The organism is Streptomyces sp. enrichment culture (assembly GCF_964272895.1).
Classification (GTDB): domain Bacteria; phylum Actinomycetota; class Actinomycetes; order Streptomycetales; family Streptomycetaceae; genus Streptomyces.
In genome coordinates this window covers 817,981-838,395 of record NZ_OZ186832.1, presented here as the reverse complement: position 1 = coordinate 838,395, position 20,415 = coordinate 817,981, and the positions used below count along the sequence as shown (strand labels likewise).

At 73.2% G+C, this 20,415-nt stretch carries 14 protein-coding genes; 12 read left to right on the top strand and 2 right to left on the bottom strand.

Annotated elements, in window-relative coordinates:
- The first annotated feature begins 9 nt into the window (after positions 1-9).
- The 10 genes from ACSU6M_RS03700 (at position 10) to ACSU6M_RS03655 (ending at position 14,649) form a co-directional block, all read left to right on the top strand.
- Entirely contained in the window at positions 10-1,101 is a 1,092-nt protein-coding gene (locus ACSU6M_RS03700; protein ID WP_437066991.1) for a quaternary amine ABC transporter ATP-binding protein, read from the top strand.
- On the top strand, positions 1,101-3,140 hold the full coding sequence (locus ACSU6M_RS03695) for an ABC transporter permease (RefSeq protein ID WP_437066989.1): 2,040 nt from the start codon (positions 1,101-1,103) through the stop codon (positions 3,138-3,140). The genes ACSU6M_RS03700 and ACSU6M_RS03695 overlap by 1 nt, the downstream gene beginning before the upstream one ends.
- Before the next feature lie 13 nt (positions 3,141-3,153).
- A complete protein-coding gene (locus ACSU6M_RS03690; RefSeq protein ID WP_437066988.1) occupies positions 3,154-4,113 on the top strand; it encodes an ABC transporter substrate-binding protein in 960 nt (319 codons plus the stop codon).
- A gap of 298 nt (positions 4,114-4,411) precedes the next feature.
- A complete protein-coding gene (locus ACSU6M_RS03685; RefSeq protein ID WP_437066987.1) occupies positions 4,412-6,850 on the top strand; it encodes a GcvT family protein in 2,439 nt (812 codons plus the stop codon).
- Positions 6,851-6,931: 81 nt separating this feature from the next.
- The gene (locus tag ACSU6M_RS03680; RefSeq protein ID WP_437066986.1) at positions 6,932-7,792 is read left to right on the top strand and encodes a bifunctional methylenetetrahydrofolate dehydrogenase/methenyltetrahydrofolate cyclohydrolase; all 861 of its coding nucleotides are present in this window, start codon (positions 6,932-6,934) and stop codon (positions 7,790-7,792) included.
- Positions 7,789-9,078, top strand: a complete 1,290-nt coding sequence (gene glyA, locus ACSU6M_RS03675; RefSeq protein ID WP_437066985.1) for a serine hydroxymethyltransferase — start codon at positions 7,789-7,791, stop codon at positions 9,076-9,078. The genes ACSU6M_RS03680 and glyA overlap by 4 nt, the downstream gene beginning before the upstream one ends.
- Positions 9,075-10,307, top strand: a complete 1,233-nt coding sequence (locus ACSU6M_RS03670) for a sarcosine oxidase subunit beta family protein (RefSeq protein ID WP_437066984.1) — start codon at positions 9,075-9,077, stop codon at positions 10,305-10,307. The genes glyA and ACSU6M_RS03670 overlap by 4 nt, the downstream gene beginning before the upstream one ends.
- A gap of 28 nt (positions 10,308-10,335) precedes the next feature.
- A complete protein-coding gene (locus ACSU6M_RS03665) occupies positions 10,336-13,665 on the top strand; it encodes a sarcosine oxidase subunit delta family protein (RefSeq protein WP_437066982.1) in 3,330 nt (1,109 codons plus the stop codon).
- Positions 13,658-14,272: a sarcosine oxidase subunit gamma gene (locus tag ACSU6M_RS03660; protein ID WP_437066980.1), complete on the top strand. Its 615-nt coding sequence runs from the start codon at positions 13,658-13,660 to the stop codon at positions 14,270-14,272. The genes ACSU6M_RS03665 and ACSU6M_RS03660 overlap by 8 nt, the downstream gene beginning before the upstream one ends.
- Entirely contained in the window at positions 14,269-14,649 is a 381-nt protein-coding gene (locus ACSU6M_RS03655) for a bifunctional 3-phenylpropionate/cinnamic acid dioxygenase ferredoxin subunit (protein WP_437066978.1), read from the top strand. Before ACSU6M_RS03660 ends, ACSU6M_RS03655 begins: the two co-directional genes overlap by 4 nt.
- 3 nt (positions 14,650-14,652) lie before the next feature.
- On the opposite strand, the gene ACSU6M_RS03650 is transcribed toward ACSU6M_RS03655, so the two are convergent.
- Positions 14,653-15,450 carry an IclR family transcriptional regulator gene (locus ACSU6M_RS03650; RefSeq protein ID WP_437066976.1) on the bottom strand — a complete coding sequence of 266 codons (798 nt, stop codon included), beginning with the start codon at positions 15,448-15,450 and terminating at the stop codon, positions 14,653-14,655.
- Between the two features lie 129 nt (positions 15,451-15,579).
- On the bottom strand, positions 15,580-16,746 hold the full coding sequence (locus tag ACSU6M_RS03645; RefSeq protein ID WP_437066975.1) for an alkaline phosphatase PhoX: 1,167 nt from the start codon (positions 16,744-16,746) through the stop codon (positions 15,580-15,582).
- A 144-nt stretch (positions 16,747-16,890) separates the two neighbouring features.
- On the opposite strand from ACSU6M_RS03645, the gene ACSU6M_RS03640 reads away from it, so the two are divergent.
- Positions 16,891-20,043, top strand: coding sequence for a type 2 lanthipeptide synthetase LanM family protein (locus ACSU6M_RS03640; protein ID WP_437066973.1), 3,153 nt, complete (start codon positions 16,891-16,893; stop codon positions 20,041-20,043).
- 153 nt (positions 20,044-20,196) lie between these two features.
- Complete coding sequence (locus ACSU6M_RS03635; RefSeq protein ID WP_437066971.1) at positions 20,197-20,391, top strand: hypothetical protein; 195 nt, start codon at positions 20,197-20,199, stop codon at positions 20,389-20,391.
- The last annotated feature ends 24 nt before the right edge of the window (positions 20,392-20,415 follow it).

Genomic DNA, 20,415 nt, shown 5'->3' with positions numbered 1-20,415 from the left:
AGGTCGACCGTGACCCCAACGCAGACCGAGGTGTCGCAGCGGCGCGGCACGTCCCAGGACTCCCCGGACCGCACCCCGGTCATCTCCGTGCGCCGGCTGTGGAAGGTGTTCGGTCCCCAGGCCGACCAGGTGCCCCGCTCACCGGAGTTGTGCGCGCTGACCCGCCGTGAGCTCATGGACCGCACCGGCTGCACCGCCGCCGTGCGCGAGGTGGACTTCGAGGTGTCGCCCGGCGAGGTCTTCGTCGTCATGGGTCTGTCCGGCTCCGGCAAGTCCACCCTGGTGCGCTGTCTCACCCGGCTGATCGAACCCACCGCGGGCGAGGTCGTGTTCGAGGGCGAGGACATCCGCGGCGCGGACGCCCGGCGGCTGCGCGAGCTGCGCCGCTCGAAGTTCTCCATGGTGTTCCAGCACTTCGGGCTGCTGCCGCACCGCCGGGTCCTCGACAACGTCTCCTTCGGTCTGGAGATCCGCGGCATGGGCCGCGCCGAGCGCACCCGCAAGGCCATGGAGGCCGTCGAGCTGGTGGGCCTCGCCGGATACGAGAACTCCTACCCCGACCAGCTCTCCGGCGGGATGCAGCAGCGCGTCGGCCTCGCCCGCGCCCTCGCCGGGGACCCCGACGTCCTCTTCTTCGACGAACCGTTCTCCGCGCTCGACCCGCTGATCCGCCGTGACATGCAGAACGAGGTCATCCGGCTGCACCACGAGGTCGGCAAGACCATGGTGTTCATCACCCACGACCTCTCCGAGGCGCTCAAGCTGGGCGACCGCATCCTCATCATGCGCGACGGGCGGACCGTGCAGTGCGGCACCGGTGACGAACTCGTCGGCGCCCCGGCCGACGACTATGTCCGCGAGTTCGTCAAGGACGTGCCGCGCGGCGATGTGCTCACCCTGCGCTGGATCATGCGGCCGGCGGGCCCGGACGACGCGCTCGACGGTCCCGAGCTGGGTCCGGACGTCGTGGTGCGGGAGGCCACCCGGGCGGTGCTGGCGGCCGACCGGCCCGTCAAGGTCGTCGAGAACGGTGAACTGCTCGGCATCGTCGGGGACGAGGAGATCCTCGGGGTGGTCGCCGGGCAGGAAGGCGGCCGGTGATGGCCGTCCTCACCGAGAAGCCCCCGGCGAAGGCGGCGGCGCAGGAGCCCGCGCCCGCCGCGGACCGGCGCCGCTTCGGCCGGGGCACGGTGGTCGCCGCGATCCTCGCCGGCTGGCTGCTGCTGTTCGCCGTGGTGCGCGGCACCCACACCCTGACCCTGGGGGCCGCCGAACTCACCGATCTGCACCGCTGGTTCAACGACCTCAACGACTCCATCGGGGCCGACCGCAACTCCAACCCCGTCTTCCTGTACTTCTTCAACGAGATCCGCCTGGTCATCGACACCCTGGTGACCTTCGTCCAGGAGCTGATCGCCCAGCCCGCCGCGGGCCGCCCGGTGCCGCAGATCGGCTGGCTGGGCGTGGTCGGCATCGCCGGGTACGTCTCCTGGGCCGTCGGCAACTGGCGGGTCGCGGTGCTGGCCGTGGCCGGGTTCACCTTCCTCGGCCTGCAGGGGCTGTGGCAGGAGAGCATGGACACCCTGGCGCTGACCCTCTCCGCGGTCCTGGTGGCGCTGCTGTTCGCCCTGCCGCTCGGGGTGTGGGCGGGGCTGTCCGACCGGTTCCACCGGATCCTGACGCCCCTGCTGGACTTCATGCAGACGATGCCGACCTTCGTCTACCTGGCCCCGCTGACCCTGTTCTTCCTCATCGGCCCGGCCTCCGCCACCATCGCCACCCTCGTCTACGCGGCGCCGCCCGCGATCCGTATCACCGCGCACGCCGTCCGCTCGGTGCCGCACACCACCGTCGAGGCCGCCGAGTCGCTCGGCGCCACCCGCCGTCAGGCGCTGCTGAAGGTGCTGCTGCCGATGTCCAAGCGGACCGTGGTGATGGGCGTCAACCAGACCATCATGGCCGCGCTGGCGATGGTGACCATCGCGGCCCTGATCGACGCGCCCGGCCTCGGCAAGACCGTCGTGCAGGCGCTGCAGTCCCTGGACGTCGGCACCGCGTTCAACGCGGGGCTCGCGATCGTCGTCCTGGCCATCGTGCTCGACCGGGTCACCACCGCCGCCGCCGAGCGCAGCGGGACGGGAGTCCACCCGGCCGGGGTCCCGCGCAGGCAGGGACCGGGCCGGCGCCTCGCCGACCGCCTCCTCCGCGGACGGCGAGGGCTGCTGGGGGCGGGAGCGGCGGTCACCGCGGTCCTGGTGTACCTCTCGCACACCTACGTATGGGCGGCAGAGTTCCCCGGCGAGGGCGGCGTCGGCACCTCGATCGCCCGCGGCGCCGACACCGCGACCACCTGGGCGCAGGACAACCTCTCCGGCCTGACCAACGCCTTCCGCGACGCCCTCACCGACGGGCTGCTCAACCCCTTCCAGTCGCTGCTCACCGACTCCCCGTGGTGGCTGGTCGGCGCGGCGCTGATCGCCCTCGCCGTCGTCCTCGGCGGGGTGCGCGCCGGGCTCACCGCGGCGGTCTGCGTGGGGCTGCTGATCGGCACGGGCCTGTGGTCCGACAGCATGACCACGCTCGCCTCCACCGTCGTCGCCACCGTGCTGGTCATGGCGCTCGGCGTCGCCTTCGGGGTATGGATGGGGCGCAGCCGGCGGGTGGACCGGGTGCTGCGGCCCACGCTCGACGCGGCCCAGGTCATGCCGCCGTTCGTCTATCTGGTGCCGTTCCTCGCGCTGTTCGGCGCGACCCGCTTCACCGCGATTGTCGCCGCCGTCGTCTACGCGGCGCCCGTCGCCATCAAGATCGTCGCGGACGGGGTGCGGAACGTGCCCGCGGCCACCGTGGAGGCGGCCACCTCCGCCGGATGCACCACCTGGCAGATCATCACCAAGGTCCAGCTTCCCATGGCACGCGGCGCCCTGACCCTCGCCACCAACCAGGGCCTGATCTATGTGCTGTCGATGGTGGTCGTGGGCGGCCTCGTCGGCGCGGGAGCGCTCGGCTACGACGTCGTGGCCGGCTTCTCGCAGGGGCAGTTGTACGGCAAGGGGCTCGCGGCGGGGCTGGCCATCGTCCTCCTCGGCGTCATGTTCGACCGGATCACGCAGGCAGCGGCGCGGCGCGCCGGCGCGTAAGGAGCAGCACACCATGGCACAACACTGGCGAACCGGCGCGGCCGGCCTGGCCGTCCTCGGCCTCACCCTCACCGCCTGCGGCGGTGCGAAGGTCGGCGAGGCGTCCGCGGACGCGGGCGGTTCCGGCACGTGCGGCACCTTCAACCTCGCGGTCAACCCGTGGGTGGGCTACGAGGCCAACGCGGCGGTCGTCGCCCATGTCGCCGAGCACGACCTCGGCTGCAAGGTGGTCCAGAAGGACCTGAAGGAGGAGATCGCCTGGCAGGGCTTCGGCACGGGCGAGGTCGACGCCGTCATCGAGAACTGGGGCCACGACGACCTGAAGAAGAAGTACATCACCGACCAGAAGACCGCCGTCGACGCCGGCCCGACCGGCAACCAGGGCCTCATCGGCTGGTACGTGCCGCCGTGGCTGGCGAAGGCGCACCCCGACGTCCTCGACTGGCGGAACCTGAACCGGTACGCGGACCGCTTCAAGACCTCCGAGTCCGGCGGCAAGGGCCAACTCCTGGACGGCGACCCGTCGTTCGTCACCAACGACGAGGCTCTGGTGAAGAACCTGAAGCTGGACTTCAAGGTGGTGTACGCGGGCAGCGAGACCGCGCTCATCCAGGCATTCCGCAGGGCCGAGAAGAACAAGGAATGGATGATCGGCTACTTCTACGAACCGCAGTGGTTCATCTCCGAGGTGCCGCTGGTCAAGGTCGAGCTGCCCGAGTACGAGGAGGGGTGCGACGCCGACGCGGAGAAGGTCGCCTGCGACTACCCCGTGTTCGAGCTGGACAAGATCGTCAGCGCCAAGTTCGCCAGGTCCGGCAGTCCCGCGTACGACCTGGTGAAGAACTTCCGCTGGACCAACGACGACCAGAACACCGTGGCCAAGTACATCGCCGTGGACAAGATGTCCCCGGAGGCGGCGGCCGAGAAGTGGGTCGAGGCCAACCGGGACAAGGTGGAGGCATGGATCGAGTAGGCCCCCCGGAAAAGGGGGAGGGCTGGATCGAGTAGGGCCCCCGGAAAAGGGGGAGGGCTGGATCGAGTAGGGCCCCCGGAAGGGGCTTGCAGGACGCCCGGCGGGCGGTGCGCGAAGGTGGCGCGCCGCCCGCCGGGCGTCGCGTTTTCCAGGCCGGAGTTCCGGGTCCTTCCCGGGCTGTTCCCCGACGTCACGGACCCCTTGACACCCCCTCCGGCGACAGGCACATTGAGTTGCGCAACCTGAACCACGTTGCGCAGACAGCAACTGAACCGTTGTCGAGTTCGGAGGTTGGGCGATGGCGGGACCCCGAGTGGTCATCATCGGAGCGGGCGTCGTGGGAGCGGCCCTCGCCGACGAGATCTCCGCACGCGGCTGGACCGACGTGACCGTGGTCGACCAGGGACCCCTCCCGGCGACCGGGGGATCCAGCTCGCACGCGCCGGGCCTGGTCTTCCAGACGAACCCCTCGAAGACCATGACGGAACTGGCCCGCTACACCGTCGAGAAGTTCTGCTCCCTCGACGTCGACGGCGAGCCCTGCTTCCTCCAGGTCGGCGGCCTGGAGGTGGCCACCACCCCCGAACGCCTCGCCGAACTCCACCGCCGCCACGGCTGGATCACCGCCTGGGGCATCGAGGCGCGCGTCCTCGGCCCGGACGAGTGCGTCGCCCTGCACCCGCTCGTCGACCGGGACAGGATCCTCGGCGGCCTCCACGTCCCCACCGACGGACTCGCCAAGGCCGTCCTCGCCGTCGAGGCCCAGATCCGCCGGGCCGTCGACCGCGGGGTGCGCTTCCTGCCCCGCCACGAGGTCCTCGACATCCGGCGGACCGGCGGCCGCGTCACCGGCGTGGTGACCGACCAGGGCGAGATCGACGCCGACATCGTCGTGTGCTGCGCCGGCATCTGGGGCCCGAAGATCGCCCGCATGGTCGGCATGAACCTGCCGCTGACCCCGCTCGCCCACCAGCTCGCCTGGACCGGCCCGGTCCCCGCCCTCGCCGGCCAGACCGAGGAGGCCGTCCGCCCGATCCTGCGCCACCAGGACGCCGACCTGTACTACCGCGACCGCTACGACGGCCTCGGCATCGGCTTCTACGGCCACCGCCCCATGCCGGTCCCGGCCGACGACATCCTCTCCGTGGACGCGGCCGAGGGCATGCCCTCGGTCCTGACGTTCACCGAGGAGGACTTCGAGGACGCCTGGACCGAGACGAAGTCACTGCTCCCGGCGACGAAGGAGGCCAAGGTCGAGGAGGGCATCAACGGCCTGTTCTCCTTCACCACCGACGGCTACCCGCTGCTCGGCGAGTCCCCCGACGTCAAGGGCTTCTGGGTCGCCGAGGCCGTCTGGGTCACCCACTCCGCGGGCGTCGGCCGTGCCGTCGCCGAATGGCTGGTCGACGGCCACTGCTCGTCCTTCGACCTGCACGAGTGCGACGTCAACCGCTTCGAGCCGCACCAGCTGGCCCCCGCCTACGTGCTGGCCCGCGACTGCCGGAACTTCGAGGAGGTCTACGACATCCTCCACCCCCTCCAGCCGTCCGGCGAGCCCCGCCCGCTGCGCACCAGCCCCTTCCACGCCCGCCAGCAGGAGCACGGCGCGTTCTTCCTGGAGGCGAACGGCTGGGAGCGGCCGCAGTGGTACGAGGCCAACGCCCGTCTGCTGGACGGCCGTTCCATCCCCACGCCGGGCGACTGGGCCGCACGGTACTGGTCGCCGATCGTCGGCGCGGAGGCACAGGTCACGCGGGAGACCGTCGCGATGTACGACATGACGGCCCTCAAACGCCTGGAGGTCGGCGGACCGGGCGCGGGGGCCTTTCTGGAGAGCCTGTGCACCGGCAAGGTCGCCAAGTCCGTCGGCTCAGTGACCTACACGCTGCTCCTCGGCCACGACGGCGGCATCCGCAGCGACATCACCGTGGCCCGCCTCGCCCCCGACCTCTTCCAGGTCGGCGCCAACGGCAACCTCGACCTCGACTGGTTCACCCGCCACCTCCCGGCCGACGGCACCGTCCAGGTCCGCGACATCACGCCCGGCACCTGCTGCATCGGGCTGTGGGGGCCGCTCGCCCGCAAGGTGCTCCAGCCGCTGACCGACGACGACTTCTCGGCCGACGGCCTGAAGTACTTCCGCGCCAAGCGGGCGTACATCGGTTCCGTGCCGGTGACGGCCATGCGGCTGTCCTACGTGGGCGAACTGGGCTGGGAGCTGTACACCACGGCCGACCTCGGGGCGAAGCTGTGGGACACGCTCTGGGCCGCGGTGGAACCGCTGGGCGGCATCGTCGCCGGCCGCGGCGCCTTCAACAGCCTGCGCCTGGAGAAGGGGTACCGCTCCTTCGGCACCGACATGACGTACGAGCACGATCCGTACGAGGCCGGGGTCGGGTTCGCGGTCAAGCCCGACAAGGGCGACTTCGTCGGCAAGGCCGCGCTGGAACGCCGCAGGGCCGATGTGCGGCGCAGGCTGACCTGCCTGACCATCGACGACCCGCGGTCCGTCGTCATGGGCAAGGAGCCGGTGTTCGACGGGGAGTGCTGCGTCGGGTACGTCACCAGCGCGGCGTACGGCTACACGATCGGCAAGGGCATCGCGTACGCGTGGCTGCCGGCGGAGCTCGCGGTGCCGGGGCGCGCTGTGGAGATCGGCTACTTCGAGCGGCGGGTGGCGGCGGTCGTGGCCGAGGAGCCGCTGTTCGACCAGACGATGTCGCGTCTTCGCGGGTGAGGCGCGGCGGAGCCGCACCGCGACGCCGTCCCCGCGCCCCTGGGACGTTCCGTGTTCCTCTCCCGAGAAGGAGTGCCCCCTGTGACCGCGCAACTCCTCGACGGCAAGGCGACCGCCGCCGCCGTCCGGCGTGAACTCGCCGAACGAACAGCCGCATTGAGAGCCCGCACCGGGCGGGCGCCCGGACTCGGGACCGTGCTCGTCGGTGACGATCCCGGCAGCCGCGCCTATGTCGCCGGGAAGCACCGCGACTGTGCGCAGGTGGGCATCGCGTCCATCCGCCGCGAGCTGCCCGCCGACGCCACCCAGCGTCAGGTCGAGGACGTCGTCGACGAGCTGAACGCCGACCCGACCTGCACCGGATACATCGTCCAACTGCCGCTCCCGCGCCACCTGGACACCCACGCCGTCCTCGCGCGCATGGACCCCGCCAAGGACGCCGACGGACTGCACCCCGTCAACCTCGGCCGGCTCGTCCTCGGCGTCGACGCGCCGCTGCCCTGTACGCCGCGCGGGATCGTCGAACTGCTGCGCCGCCACGACGTACCGGTGGCCGGGGCGCGGGTGTGCGTGGTCGGGCGGGGGATCACCGTGGGGCGGCCGCTCGGGCTGCTGCTGACCCGCCGCTCCGAGAACGCCACCGTCACCCTCTGCCACACCGGAACCAAGGGACTCGCCTGGCATGTGCGGGAGGCGGACGTCGTCGTCGCCGCGGCCGGGGTGCCCGGACTGATCGGCAAGGACATGCTGCGCCCCGGCGCGGCCGTCCTGGACGTCGGCATCACCCGCACCGAACAGGGGCTCGTCGGTGACGTGGACCCGCAGGCCGCTCAGGTCGCCGGGTGGCTCGCGCCGATGCCCGGGGGCGTGGGCCCCATGACCCGGGCGATGCTGCTCGCCAATGTCGTCGAGGCCGCCGAGAGGAACGCGAACACCGTATGAACGTGCTGAACACCTCCCTGGCCGAGCTGGACCCCGAGGTCCACGCCGCCCTCCGTGCCGAGCTGCACCGCCAGCAGAACACCCTGGAGATGATCGCCTCCGAGAACTTCGCGCCGTCCGCGGTGATGGAGGCACAGGGCTCGGTGGCCACCAACAAGTACGCCGAGGGCTACCCCGGCCGCCGCTACTACGGCGGCTGCGAACACGTCGACGTCACCGAACGGTTGGCGATCGAGCGGGCCAAGTCCCTCTTCGGAGCGGCCTACGCCAACGTCCAGCCGCACTCGGGTGCCCAGGCCAACACCGCCGTGTTCTTCGCCCTGCTGCGGCCCGGCGACACGATCCTCGGGCTCGACCTCGCCCACGGCGGTCACCTCACCCACGGCATGCGGATCAACTACAGCGGCAAGATGCTGAACGTGGTGCCCTACCACGTGTCCGGGACGGACCACCGGGTCGACCTGGACGAGGTGGAGCGGCTCGCCAAGGAACACCGCCCCAAGATGATCATCGCGGGCTGGTCGGCGTACCCGAGGCACCTGGACTTCGCGGCCTTCCGCCGGATCGCCGACGAGGTCGGCGCCCTGCTGATGGTCGACATGGCGCACTTCGCGGGCTTGGTCGCCGCCGGACTGCACCCCAGCCCCGTCCCGCACGCGCACGTGGTCACCACCACGACCCACAAGACGCTCGGCGGCCCCCGCGGCGGCGTCATCCTGACCGACGAGGCCGACCTCGCCAAGAAGATCAACTCGGCGGTGTTCCCCGGCATGCAGGGAGGCCCGCTGGAGCATGTGATCGCCGCGAAGGCGGTCGCCTTCAAGATCGCCGCGTCCCCCGGGTTCGCCGAACGCCAGGCCCGCACCCTGGCCGGCGCCCGCCTCCTCGCCGAGCGCCTCACCCGGCCCGACGCGGCCGAGGCGGGGGTGAAGGTGCTGACCGGCGGCACCGATGTGCATCTGGTGCTGGTCGACCTGCGGGACTCCCCGCTCGACGGCAAACACGCCGAGGACCTCCTGCACTCGATCGGCATCACCGTCAACCGCAACGCCGTCCCCTTCGACCCCCGCCCACCCCTGATCACGTCCGGACTGCGCATCGGCACCCCCGCGCTGGCCACCCGCGGCTTCACCGAGGACGACTTCGCCGAGGTCGCCGACGTCATCGCGCTGGCCCTGCGGCCCGACCCGGACGTGGACGCCCTGCGCGCCCGCACCAAGGCGCTCGCGGACCGGCACCCCCTCTACCCGCACCTGACCGCAAGCGAAGCCGGAGCCGCCCGATGAGCCCCCGAACCCCCGGCGCCGACCTCCCCGACCACCCCGACCGGCTCTGGCGCGACCCCGAGCCGAAGCGCTCGTACGACGTGGTCGTCGTGGGCGGCGGAGGCCACGGCCTCGCCACCGCCCACTACCTCGCCAGGAACCACGGCATCACCGATGTGGCCGTCCTGGAGAAGGGCTGGCTCGCGGGCGGCAACATGGCCCGCAACACCACGATCATCCGCTCCAACTACCTCTGGGACGAGAGCGCCGGCATCTACGAGCACGCCCTGAAGCTCTGGGAGGGCCTGGAGGAGGAGCTGGACTATCCCCTCCTCTTCTCCCAGCGCGGCGTGCTGAACCTGGCCCACAGCCTCCAGGACGTCCGCGACAGCGTCCGCCGTGTCGAGGCCAACCGCCTCAACGGCGTCGACGCCGAATGGCTCGACGCCGACCAGGTCACAGAGGTCTGCCCGATCGTCAACACCTCACCCGACGTCCGCTACCCGGTCCTCGGCGCCACCTACCAGCCCCGCGCCGGCATCGCCAAGCACGACCACGTGGCCTGGGGCCTCGCCCGCTCCGCCGACGCCGCAGGCGTCGACATCATCCAGAACTGCGAGGTCACCGGCCTGGACGTGGTGGACGGCCGGGTGGTCGGAGTGCGGACCACCCGCGGCCCGATCGCCGCCGGCAAGGTCGCCCTGTGCTCCGCCGGCCACACCTCGGTCCTCGCCGCCATGGCCGGCATCGAACTCCCCCTCCAGAGCCACCCGTTGCAGGCCCTGGTGTCCGAGCTGCTGGAGCCCGTGCACCCCACGGTGGTCATGTCCAACGCCGTCCATGTGTACGTCAGCCAGGCCCACAAGGGCGAGCTGGTGATGGGCGCCGGGATCGACGCGTACACCTCCTACACCCAGCGCGGCGCGTTCCACATCATCGAGGAGCAGATGTCCGCCGCGCTGGAGCTGTTCCCGGTGTTCGCCCGCGCCCACGTGCTGCGCACCTGGGGCGGCATCGTCGACGTCAGCCCGGACGCCTCACCCATCGTCGGCCTCACTCCGGTGGACGGCCTCTACCTCAACTGCGGCTGGGGCACGGGCGGTTTCAAGGCCACCCCCGGCGTCGGCTGGGTCTTCGCCCACACCATCGCCCACGACGCCCCGCACGCCCTCAACGCCCCCTTCTCGCTCGACCGTTTCACCACCGGCGCGCTCGTCGACGAGCACGGCGCGGCCGCGGTGGCCCACTAGGACCACTGGACCCCTTGGGAGCCGACCCATGCTGCTCATTTCCTGCCCGTGGTGCGGGCCCCGCGACGAGGCCGAGTTCCACTACGGCGGCCAGGCCCACGTGCCCTACCCGCTCGACCCCGCCGCCCTCACCGACGAGGAGTGGGCGCGCTACCTCTTCTTCCGCGACAACCCCAAGGGCCCCTTCGCCGAACGCTGGAGCCACGCGGCCGGCTGCCGCCGCTGGTTCAACGCGGTGCGGGACACGGCGACGAACGAGATCCTGGCGGTGTACAGAGTGGGGGAGGAGCCCCCGCGAGAGGTGAAGCACAGGACAGACACCTCGCCCCACCCCCGCCCTGCCCCAGAGTCGACCCACCCGGCCCCCGCGCAGTCGCGCCCGGGCACCTCTCAGCCCGGCCCGGTGTTCTCAGCCCGTCCGGCGATTGAGGACGAGGCCCGTCCAGGGCCGACGGGGGTCCAGGGGGCGGAGCCCCCTGGCGGGGCCGAAGGGGCGGAGCCCCTGGAGGACGGGAAGGGTAGGGGCGGCGGGGGCGAGAAATCCCAACCGTTCCGCACCCCCACCGGCGGCCGCATCGACCGCACCACCCCCCTCACCTTCACCTTCGACGGCACCGAATACCACGGCTACCGAGGCGACACCCTCGCCTCCGCGCTCCTCGCCAACGGCGTCATCACCACCGCCACCAGCATCAAACTCGGCCGCCCCCGAGGCATCTTCACCGCCGGCGTGGAAGAACCCAACGCCGTGATCCAGATCGAGGCCCCCTTCCCCGAACCCATGCTCCCGGCCACCACGGTCGAGCTGTACGACGGCCTCGCCGCGAGCAGCCTCCCCGGCCAGGGCCGCCTCGCCACCACCCCCGACCCGGCCCGCTACGACGCCGTACACGCCCACTGCGACGTCCTGATCGTCGGCGCGGGCCCCGCCGGCCTCGCCGCCGCCTCCGCGGCCGCCCGCACCGGCGCCCGCGTCATCCTCGCCGACGACCAGCCCGAACCCGGCGGCAGCCTGCTCGGCACCGGCGAACACCTCGACTGGGTGCGGGAGACCCACGCCCGGCTGGAAGCCGCCCCCGACGTCCGCGTCCTGCGCCGCACCACCGTCTTCGGCCACTACGACGACAACCACCTCCTCGCCGTGGAGCGCCGCACCAACCACCTCGGCGCCCAGGCCCCCGCCGACGTCTCCCGCGAACGCGTCTGGCGCATCCGGGCCCGCCGCGTGGTCCTCGCGACCGGCGCCCACGAGCGCTCCCTGGCGTTCGGCGACAACGACCGCCCCGGCGTGATGCTGGCGGCCTCGGCCCGCACCTACCTGCACCGGTACGCCGTACTCCCCGGCCGGCACGCGGCCGTGTTCACCACCAACGACAGTGCCTACGCCGCCGCACTCGACCTCGCCGCGGCCGGCGTGGACATCGCGGCGATCGTGGACACCCGCCCCGAGCCGGGGGAGTGGGCCGAGCGCGCCCGGTCCGCCGGCATCGAGGTGCTCGCCGGCCACGCGGTCACCGGCACCGAGGGCGGCGCCCGCCTCACCGCGGTCACGGTCGCCCCGTACGGTGACACGGCCGGCCGGCGGGAGTTCGCCGTGGACCTGCTGCTGGTCTCCGGCGGCTGGAACCCCGTCGCGCACCTGTTCAGCCAGGCGGGCGGCACGCTCCGCCACGACGAGACGCTGGGCACCTTCGTCCCGGACGGCTGCCGTCAGGCGGTCGAGGTCGCGGGCAGCGCGAACGGCACCTTCGATCCGGCGGCCGTCCTCGCCGAGGGCGCGGCGGCGGGCGCCCGCGCCGTCGAGGCGGAGGGGTACACCGCCGAGCACCCCGTCCTCCCGGCGGTGAGCGGGCGGCCGTACACCCCGCCCATGCAGGTGTTCACCGTCCCCACCCCTACCGGCGCCCCCCGCTTCGTCGACCTCCAGCGCGATGTCACGGTGGACGACCTGGCGCGCGCGACCGGCGCGGGTCTGCGCTCCGTGGAGCACACCAAGCGCTACACCACCGCCGGCACCGGAGGCGACCAGGGCCGCACCGCCGGCGTCCTGGCCAGCGGCGTGGTCGCCGAACTGCTCGGCGTGGACGTCTCGGCGCTCGGCCTGCCCACGTTCCGGCCGCCGTACGCCCCGGTCTCCTTCGCCGCCCTCGCCGGCCGCGACCGGGGCGCGCTGCACGACCCCGTCCGCACCACCCCGCTGCACTCCTGGCACGTGGCGCACGGCGCGCTCTTCGAGAACGTCGGCCAGTGGAAGCGGCCCTGGTACTACCCGAGGCCGGGCGAGGACAAGGAGACCGCCGTCCTGCGCGAGTGCCGTGCCGCCCGTGAGGGCGTGGCGTTCATGGACGCCTCCACCCTCGGCAAGATCGATGTGCAGGGCCCGGACGCCGCGCTGTTCCTCGACCGGCTCTACACCAACATGATGAGCACCCTGAAGCCCGGCATGATCCGCTACGGGGTGATGTGCCGCCCGGACGGCATGGTCTTCGACGACGGCACGGTCATCCGGCTGGCCGAGGACCGCTTCCTGGTCACCACGACCACCGGCAACGCGGCCGCCGTACTGGACTGGATGGAGGAATGGCTCCAGACCGAGTGGCCGCAGCTGCGCGTGCACTGCACGTCCGTCACCGAGCAGTGGGCCACCGTCGCGCTGGTGGGGCCCGGGTCCCGCACGGTCCTCGGCTCGCTCGCACCCGAACTGGCCGTGTCCCACGAGGACTTCCCGTTCATGGCGTGGCGCGAGACGGCCGTCGCGGGGATCCCCGCGCGCGTGTGCCGGATCAGCTTCTCCGGCGAACTCGCCTACGAGATCAATGTGTCGCCGTGGGACGCCCTCGCCCTGTGGGAGGCGCTGGACGAGGCCGGCGCCCCGCACGGCATCACCCCGTACGGCACCGAGACCATGCACGTCCTGCGCGCCGAGAAGGGCTACCCGATCATCGGGCAGGACACCGACGGCACGGTCACCCCGCAGGACCTCGGCATGGGCTGGGCGGTGTCGAAGAAGAAGCCCGACTTCCTCGGCAAGCGCTCCTTCGCGCGGGCCGACACCGCCCGGCCCGACCGCAAGCACCTCGTCGGCCTCCTCCCCGAGGACCCGGCCGCCTTCCTGCCCGAGGGCACCCAGCTGGTCGCCGACGCCGAACTGCCCGCCCCGCCCGTGCCGATGCTCGGCCATGTCACCTCCAGCTACCGCAGCGCCGCACTCGGCCGGACCTTCGCGCTCGCCCTGGTCAAGGGCGGCCGCGGCCGCGTGGGCGAACGCCTCTACGCGCCCGTCGGCGACCGGCTGGTGCCGGTGACGGTCGCCAGTCCCGTCCTCTACGACCCCGAGGGAGCCCGCCGCGATGGCTGACACCGCCCCGACCACCCACCGGCGCAGCCCCCTGGCGCACGCCGCCGTCCGCCTGGCCGCCGCGACCCGCGCCAGCGGCGGCGCCGTCCGCCTGGCCGAACTGCCCTTTCTGGCCCAGGTGAACGTCCGGCTCGACGCCAAGGGCCCGGCGGCCGAGGCCGTCGGCTACGCCCTGGGCTTCCCGCTGCCCCTGGAACCCAATACGGCTGTCCGGGCGGGCGGGCTGACCGCACTGTGGCTCGGTCCCGACGAATGGCTGCTCGTGGGGCCGCCCGGCACCGAGCGGGAGCTGGAGGACCGGGTGCGCGCGGCGGGCGGCGACGAGCCGGTGTCCGTCACCGATGTCTCCGCCCAGCGCACCACCCTGCTGGTCAGCGGCCCCCGCGCCCGCGACCTGCTCGCCCACGGCTGCGCGCTGGACCTGCACCCGCGCGCCTTCGGCCCCGGCCGGTGCGCCCAGACGAACCTGGCCCGCGCCCAGGTCGTCCTGGTGGCGCGGGACGAGGAACGGGCGGGCTTCTGGGTGCTGGTGCGCTCCTCCTTCGCCGGCTATCTCACCGACTGGCTGCTGGACGCGGCCGTGGAGTACACCCGGAGGCCGTCATGATGGTTCCCGCGTGCCGTCTCGCGGATCTGCCGCGCGGCGAGGCGTTCCGGCTGGACATCGAGCCGCCGGTTTCCGTGTTCCACACCGACGACGGCGAGCTCTACGCGATCGACGACACCTGCACCCACCAGGACGCCTCGCTCGCCGACGGCTGGCTGGAGGGCTGCGAGGTCGAATGCCCCTTGCACGCCTCGACGTTCGACCTGCGCACCGGAGCGGTGGACGCCCCGCCGGCCAGGCTCCCGGTGCGCACCCACGAGGTCGTCGTCGAGGACGGCGTGATCCACGTCAGGCTCTCCGCGGCACCGCCCAACCTCCCGCCCGCCTGTGTCGCGGCACGCCTGGGCGCGACACCGGTCACCGGCGGCACGCCATGAGGCTCAGCCGAGGTGGCCCATCCGCCGGCTGATGTCCTGCGCGCCCTTGAGCAGCACGGGGGCGAGCTCGTGGATGCGTTCCTCGGTGAAGCGGTAGGCGGGGCCGGAGGCGCTGAGGGCGGCGACGACCTCGCCGTGGTGGCCGCGGATGGGGGCGGCCATGGCGTGCAGTCCGGTCTCCAGCTCCTCCAGCGTCACCGCGTAGCCGCGCTCCAGCGCCTCGGCGAGGTTCTTCTCCAGCCGGGACCGGGAGGTCAGGGTGTGCGGGGTGAGCCTGCGCAGCCCGGCCGCCCCGAGCACCGCGGCGCGCTCCTGCTCGGGCAGATGGGCGAGCAGGATCTTGCCGCTCGATGTGGCGTGCAGCGGGGTCAGCTGGCCGACCCAGTTGTGGGTGCCGACCGCGCCGGGGCCGCGCACCTGGCAGAGGTTGACGGCGTAGTGCTCCTGGAGGACGGCGATGTTGACGGTCTCGCCGATCTCCTCGGCGAGGCGCTCGCAGACCGGACGGCCCTGCTGGGTGATGTCGAGCCGGCCGGTCACCGCGCCCGCGAGCCGTACGATGCCGAACCCGAGCCGGTACTTGCCGCGCTCGCCCGACTGCTCCACCAGGCCACGCGCCTCCAGGGCGCCGAGCAGCCGGAACGCGGTCGACTTGTGGACATCGAGCTCGGCGGCCACGTCGGTGACGCCCGCCTCGCCGCTCCGGGCCAGGATCTCCAGCACGCTGACGGCACGGTCGACGGACTGCACACCGCCCGCCGAGGGAGCGGCTGTCTCGCTTTCTGCGGTGTCGTTGCTCATGGCGCAACTATAGGGCCGGGCGGGCCCGGAGATCCCGGGAACGCGGGCGCAGAGGGAGGGTATACGACCGCCCCGGCGGTGCCGCGCCCGCGAGGGGCCGGCACCGCCGGGGCGGTCACCGCGACGCGCTCAGGCGGCGCTGCGGAACGGGCCCGTCACCTCGTAGGTGATGCCACCGGAGGAGCTGCCGGACGTGCCGCGCTGGCTGGAGAAGTACAGGCGCTTGCCGTCGGGGGAGAACGCCGGGCCGCAGATCTCCGAGCCCGACTGGCCGGTGATGCGCAGGAAGGGGGCCACGATGTCGTTCGGGGTGATGATGCAGATCTCCATGTTGCCGCCGTCCTCGGCGACGAAGAGGTCGCCGGAGGAGCTGCCGGTGACGTTGTCGACACCGGTCAGCGGCGCGGTGCCGTTGGTGACCAGGCTGTCGTCGTAGGCCAGTTCGTAGGTGTTGCTGAGCAGGTTGAGCTGCCAGACCCGGTTGTCGCCCTTGGTGGTGAACCACACGGTGTCGTTGGCGTAGTGGCAGCCCTCGCCGCCGTTGAAGATCTTGGCGCCGGACACCTGGTCACGGGTGTAGGTGGGCGAGCCGTCGGGGTCGGGCACGTTCACCCAGGTGAAGGAGCCCGAGGTGGCGGTGCCGGCCTTCAGCACCTGGAGGGTGCCGGAGGAGAGATCGCCCCAGGTGGTGGGCACGAACCGGTAGAAGCAGCCGTCGGACTCGTCCTCGGTCAGATAGACGACCTTGCGCACCGGGTCGGCGGCGGCCGCCTCGTGGTTGAACCGCCCCATCGCGTCACGGCGTACCGCGGGCTTCACGCCCCACGGGTCGGTCTCGTAGACATAGCCGCGGCTGACCTCCTCGCAGGACAGCCAGGTGTTCCAGGGAGTGGCGCCGCCCGCGCAGTTGCGGTTGGTGTTGGACAGGATCCGGTAGGCGGCGGTGACCGTGCCCGAGGAGTTGAATCTCACCGCGCTCGCCCCGCCGGTGGTGGATATCTCCGAGTTGGAGACATAGATCCAGCCCGTGCCGTCGGCGAAGCAGGCGCCGCCGTCGGGGGCGTTGTGCCAGGTGTAGGAGGTTCCGGGGACGACCTGCGAGGACCGGGCTATGACCCGGCTGGTGAAGCCGCTGGGCAGCATGATCCCGTTGGCGTCGGCGGCCTGCAGACCGCCGTACGGGCTGACGCCGTTCTGGGCCGGTGCCGCGTAGGCGGCCCCGTGCATGAGAGTGCCGCCGAAGACGGCGGCGGAGGTACCGAGAACCGCGCCACGCAGGAAGTTCCGACGTTCCACAGCTACTCCTTCGTCGAGGAAGGGGCGAATGTTCGGCTCGGCAGAGTCGCCGACCGGTCACAGGGACCGTAGGGCTCGCGCGCACGCGAGGTCAGGGGTGATCGGGCCAACTCTGCGTGGCCGGTGCGGGCCCGGTCGGAAAACATGGGGGGTACTTCCCCATGCACCCGCCGCCTGCCTCGTACCAGGATCGGACGTGGCACACAGCGGCGCAGCGCGGGCAGGGGAGGGACGATGGCGGCGGAGCCGGGGCACGGGCGGACCGGGGTGCTGGAGGGGGCGGCGCTGCCGGAGGCCGAGGGGTGGTGGCGGGCCGGACTGCTCGACGGCGACGGCACCGGGCACCGGCCGGACTGGGCCGCGTTCGCCGAGGAGGCGACGGCCCGCGCGCCCGAGGAGGCCGTGGCGACCGAGGGGGAGTATCCGGGGCTGAGCGGCTTCGCGTGGGTGCTGCGGCCGTTCGTCGAGCGGGCGGGGGAGCGGCTGGAGCGCGCGGTGCCGGCGCGGGTGCGCGGGATCGTGGACCTGACCGCCGTACGACGGGATCTCCAGCGGCAGCTCGGCGGGCGGCTGGCGCGCACGGCGGCGCGGACGCTGGTGCTGGAGCTGTACGAGGCACGCACCGCGGGGCGCCTTCGCGGGGACGATCCGCGGGCCCGGTTCCGGGACTTCCTGGGGCTCGCCGGATCCCGGCGCGGACTGACCGCCCTGCTGTGCCGGCGGCCGGTGCTGGCCCGGCTGCTGGGGCGCGCGGCGCTCGACGCGGCGGACGCCCTCGCCGAGACGCTGCGCCGGCTGGCCGACGACCACGCCCTGCTGACCGCCGGTCTCCTCGGCGAGGGCCGGGGGCCGCTGGTGGGCGTCGAACCGGGCGCCGGTGACGGACACCGGGGCGGACGCAGTGTGACGCTGCTGCGCTTCGCCGACGGCACCCGGCTGGTCTACAAACCCCGGCCGCTCGCCGCGCACCGCCACTTCAACGACCTCGTCGCCTGGTTCGACGCGCTCCCCGGCACCGTCGGCCTGCGCACCCTGCGGCTGCTCGACCGCGGCCGCTACGGCTGGGTGGAACACGTCACCGCGCGGCCCTGCGCCGACGCCGCGGAGGTCGCCGTGTTCTACCGCCGCCAGGGCGCGCTGCTGGCCCTGCTGCACCTGTTCGACGGCACCGATCTGCACCACGAGAACCTGATCGCCGTCGGCGCCCACCCGGTGCTGGTCGACGTGGAGACCCTGTTCCACCCTCCGCTGCCGGGCGCGGCCGCGGAGGATCCCGCCGCCCGGGCGCTGCACGACTCGGTGTACCGGGTCGGGCTGCTGCCCCAGCTGCTGGTGGGCGACGACAGCGCGCTGGACGTCTCCGCGGTCGGCGGCGGCCACGCCGCGCCGTCGCCGGTGAGCCGCGCGCACTGGGCCGACGCCGGCACCGACCGGATGCGGCTGGTGCGCCGGGCCGGACGGTTCGGCGAGTCCGCCAACCGGCCGCGGCTGCCCGGCGGCGAGCCCGTCGAACCCGGTGCCCATGTGGAGGCGCTGTGCGCCGGATTCCGCGACGCCTACTCCGCGATCGGCGCGGCCCGCAGCCACCTGCTCGGCGAGAGCGGCCCGTTGCGGGACTTCGCCACCGACGAGATGCGGGTCGTGCTGCGCCCCACCTGCGTGTACACCACGCTCCTCGACGAGTCGACGCACCCCGACCTGCTCACCGACGCCCGCGAACGGCAGCGGGTGCTGGAGACCCTGCGCACCGACCTGTTCGGCCCCGTCCCCGACGCCGGTCTGGTCGACGAGGAGATCGCCCAGCTCTGGGCGGGGGACGTACCGCTGTTCACCGCCCGGCCGGACCGGGACCGCGTCTGGGGCCGCCCCGGACGCCCGCCGGCCGGCCGCACCCGGTCGCCGGGGCTCGCCCGGGTCACCGCCAAGCTCGCCGCGCTGGACACGGTGGACCGGCAGGACCAGGAGTGGATCGTACGGGCCGCCATGGCCACCGCCTCCCGCGCGCCCGCGCACCGGCCCGCATCCGGTCACCGCCCGCGCACCGCGGACCGCGCCCCCGAGCCCGAGCGGCTGCTGTCGGCCGCCCGGTCCGTCGGCGACCGGCTGGTCTCCCTGGCCTACCGGGCGGACGATCGCGCCAACTGGATCGGCCTGGAACTGCTGGACGACCGCTACTGGCGGATCGGCCCCATGCCCGCCGACCTGGCCGGCGGATACACCGGCCCCGCGCTGTTCCTGGCCCAGCTGGCGGCGCTCACCGGTGCCGCGCACTACGCCGAGGCGGCCCGCACCGCCCTGACGCCGGTGCCCGCCCTGCTCGACTCCCTGCACGACCGGCCCGACGCCCTGGCCGCGGTCGGCTCGGGGGCCTTCTCCGGCCTCGGCGGCATCGCGTACGCCCTCGCCGAGACGGCACGGCTGCTGGACGACCCCGAGGTGGCCTCCTGGGCGGTCCCCGCGCTGCGGCTGGCGGCCGAGGCGGGCCGGTCCGAGGGGGAGCTCGGGGTGGGCGCGGGGGTCGCCGGGGGCCTCGTCGCCCTGACGTCCGGCGCCGGGACCGGGGACGTGCGGCGCGAGGTGCGGCAGGCGGCGCGCGCCTGCGCGGACCGGCTGGCCGACGCGGACGCCGCGGCCGGCGGGCGGGGGTTCGTCGCGGGGGCGGCGGGGATCGGCTGGGCCCTGCTGCGGTTCGCCGGGGCGGGTACGGGGAGCGGGGGGTCGCGTACGGGGGACGGGGGCGCGCGTACGGGGGACGGGGGCGCGCGTACGGGGAGCGGGGACCGGCCCTCGGACGGGGGCGCGGGCGTCGAGCGGTACCGGCGCGCCGGGCTGGCCGCGCTGCGGGCGGCGGTCGGCGGGGAGCCGGACGACGCGCCCGGTGCGCGGGCCTCGGCCTGGTGCCGGGGGGACGCCGGGATCGCGCTCGCGGTGCTGGACGCGCCGGGCGCCCTGGACGATCCGCGGCTCGCGGCCTGGGCCCGCGGTACGGTCGAGGGCCTCGGCCGCGACGGACCGGCACCCGACGACAGCCTCTGCCACGGCACCGCCGGACTCTGCGAACTCCTCGGCCACAGCGCGGTGCCCGAGGCCCGCCCGCACTGGATCCGCGCCGCCGGCGCGCTCCTCGCGTCCGTCGAGGAGACCGGCGCCCGCAGCGGCGCACCGGACGGCGTGCCGCACCCCGGCCTGCTGACCGGCCTGGCCGGCATCGGCCACGGGCTTCTGCGCGCCGGCTTCCCGGACAGTGTCCCGTCCCTGCTGCTCCTGCGCACACGCCGGGACGACGGCGGACGCTGACACACCGTCACACCGCCCGAGGAACGCCGGCCACACCAGTACGACCGGCCGTCACCAGCACGGCCGGCACGACCAGCACGACCGGCCCACCGCACCATCGCACAGCTCAGCCCGACCACCACCCCTGCGGACACGAAGGACGAGCGAGGGACGATGCAGATCACTGACTCGGTGAGGTACGTCGACGCCGGCGCGGAGACCGCCGCCCAGGACCACCCCGTGGGCGAGGTGACGCTCGGCGGGAGCGGAGCCCTGGGCCTGCGCAGCAGGCTGCTCAGAACGGCCGACTGCGAGTCCGCCGTCTCGCTGGACATGCCCTTCACCACCGGCACCATCACGGTGAACTGACGGGCGGTCCGGCCCGACGCCACC

Bases quoted from the DNA above. Each gene is read 5' to 3' on its own strand.
- ACSU6M_RS03635 (WP_437066971.1), top strand. From the start codon at position 20,197: ATGCAGATCACTGACTCGGTGAGGTACGTCGACGCCGGCGCGGAGACC.
- ACSU6M_RS03695 (WP_437066989.1), top strand. From the start codon at position 1,101: ATGGCCGTCCTCACCGAGAAGCCCCCGGCGAAGGCGGCGGCGCAGGAG.
- ACSU6M_RS03655 (WP_437066978.1), top strand. From the start codon at position 14,269: ATGATGGTTCCCGCGTGCCGTCTCGCGGATCTGCCGCGCGGCGAGGCG.
- ACSU6M_RS03650 (WP_437066976.1), bottom strand. From the start codon at position 15,450: ATGAGCAACGACACCGCAGAAAGCGAGACAGCCGCTCCCTCGGCGGGC.
- ACSU6M_RS03685 (WP_437066987.1), top strand. From the start codon at position 4,412: ATGGCGGGACCCCGAGTGGTCATCATCGGAGCGGGCGTCGTGGGAGCG.
- ACSU6M_RS03670 (WP_437066984.1), top strand. From the start codon at position 9,075: ATGAGCCCCCGAACCCCCGGCGCCGACCTCCCCGACCACCCCGACCGG.
- ACSU6M_RS03660 (WP_437066980.1), top strand. From the start codon at position 13,658: ATGGCTGACACCGCCCCGACCACCCACCGGCGCAGCCCCCTGGCGCAC.
- ACSU6M_RS03690 (WP_437066988.1), top strand. From the start codon at position 3,154: ATGGCACAACACTGGCGAACCGGCGCGGCCGGCCTGGCCGTCCTCGGC.
- ACSU6M_RS03665 (WP_437066982.1), top strand. From the start codon at position 10,336: ATGCTGCTCATTTCCTGCCCGTGGTGCGGGCCCCGCGACGAGGCCGAG.
- glyA (WP_437066985.1), top strand. From the start codon at position 7,789: ATGAACGTGCTGAACACCTCCCTGGCCGAGCTGGACCCCGAGGTCCAC.
- ACSU6M_RS03640 (WP_437066973.1), top strand. From the start codon at position 16,891: ATGGGGGGTACTTCCCCATGCACCCGCCGCCTGCCTCGTACCAGGATC.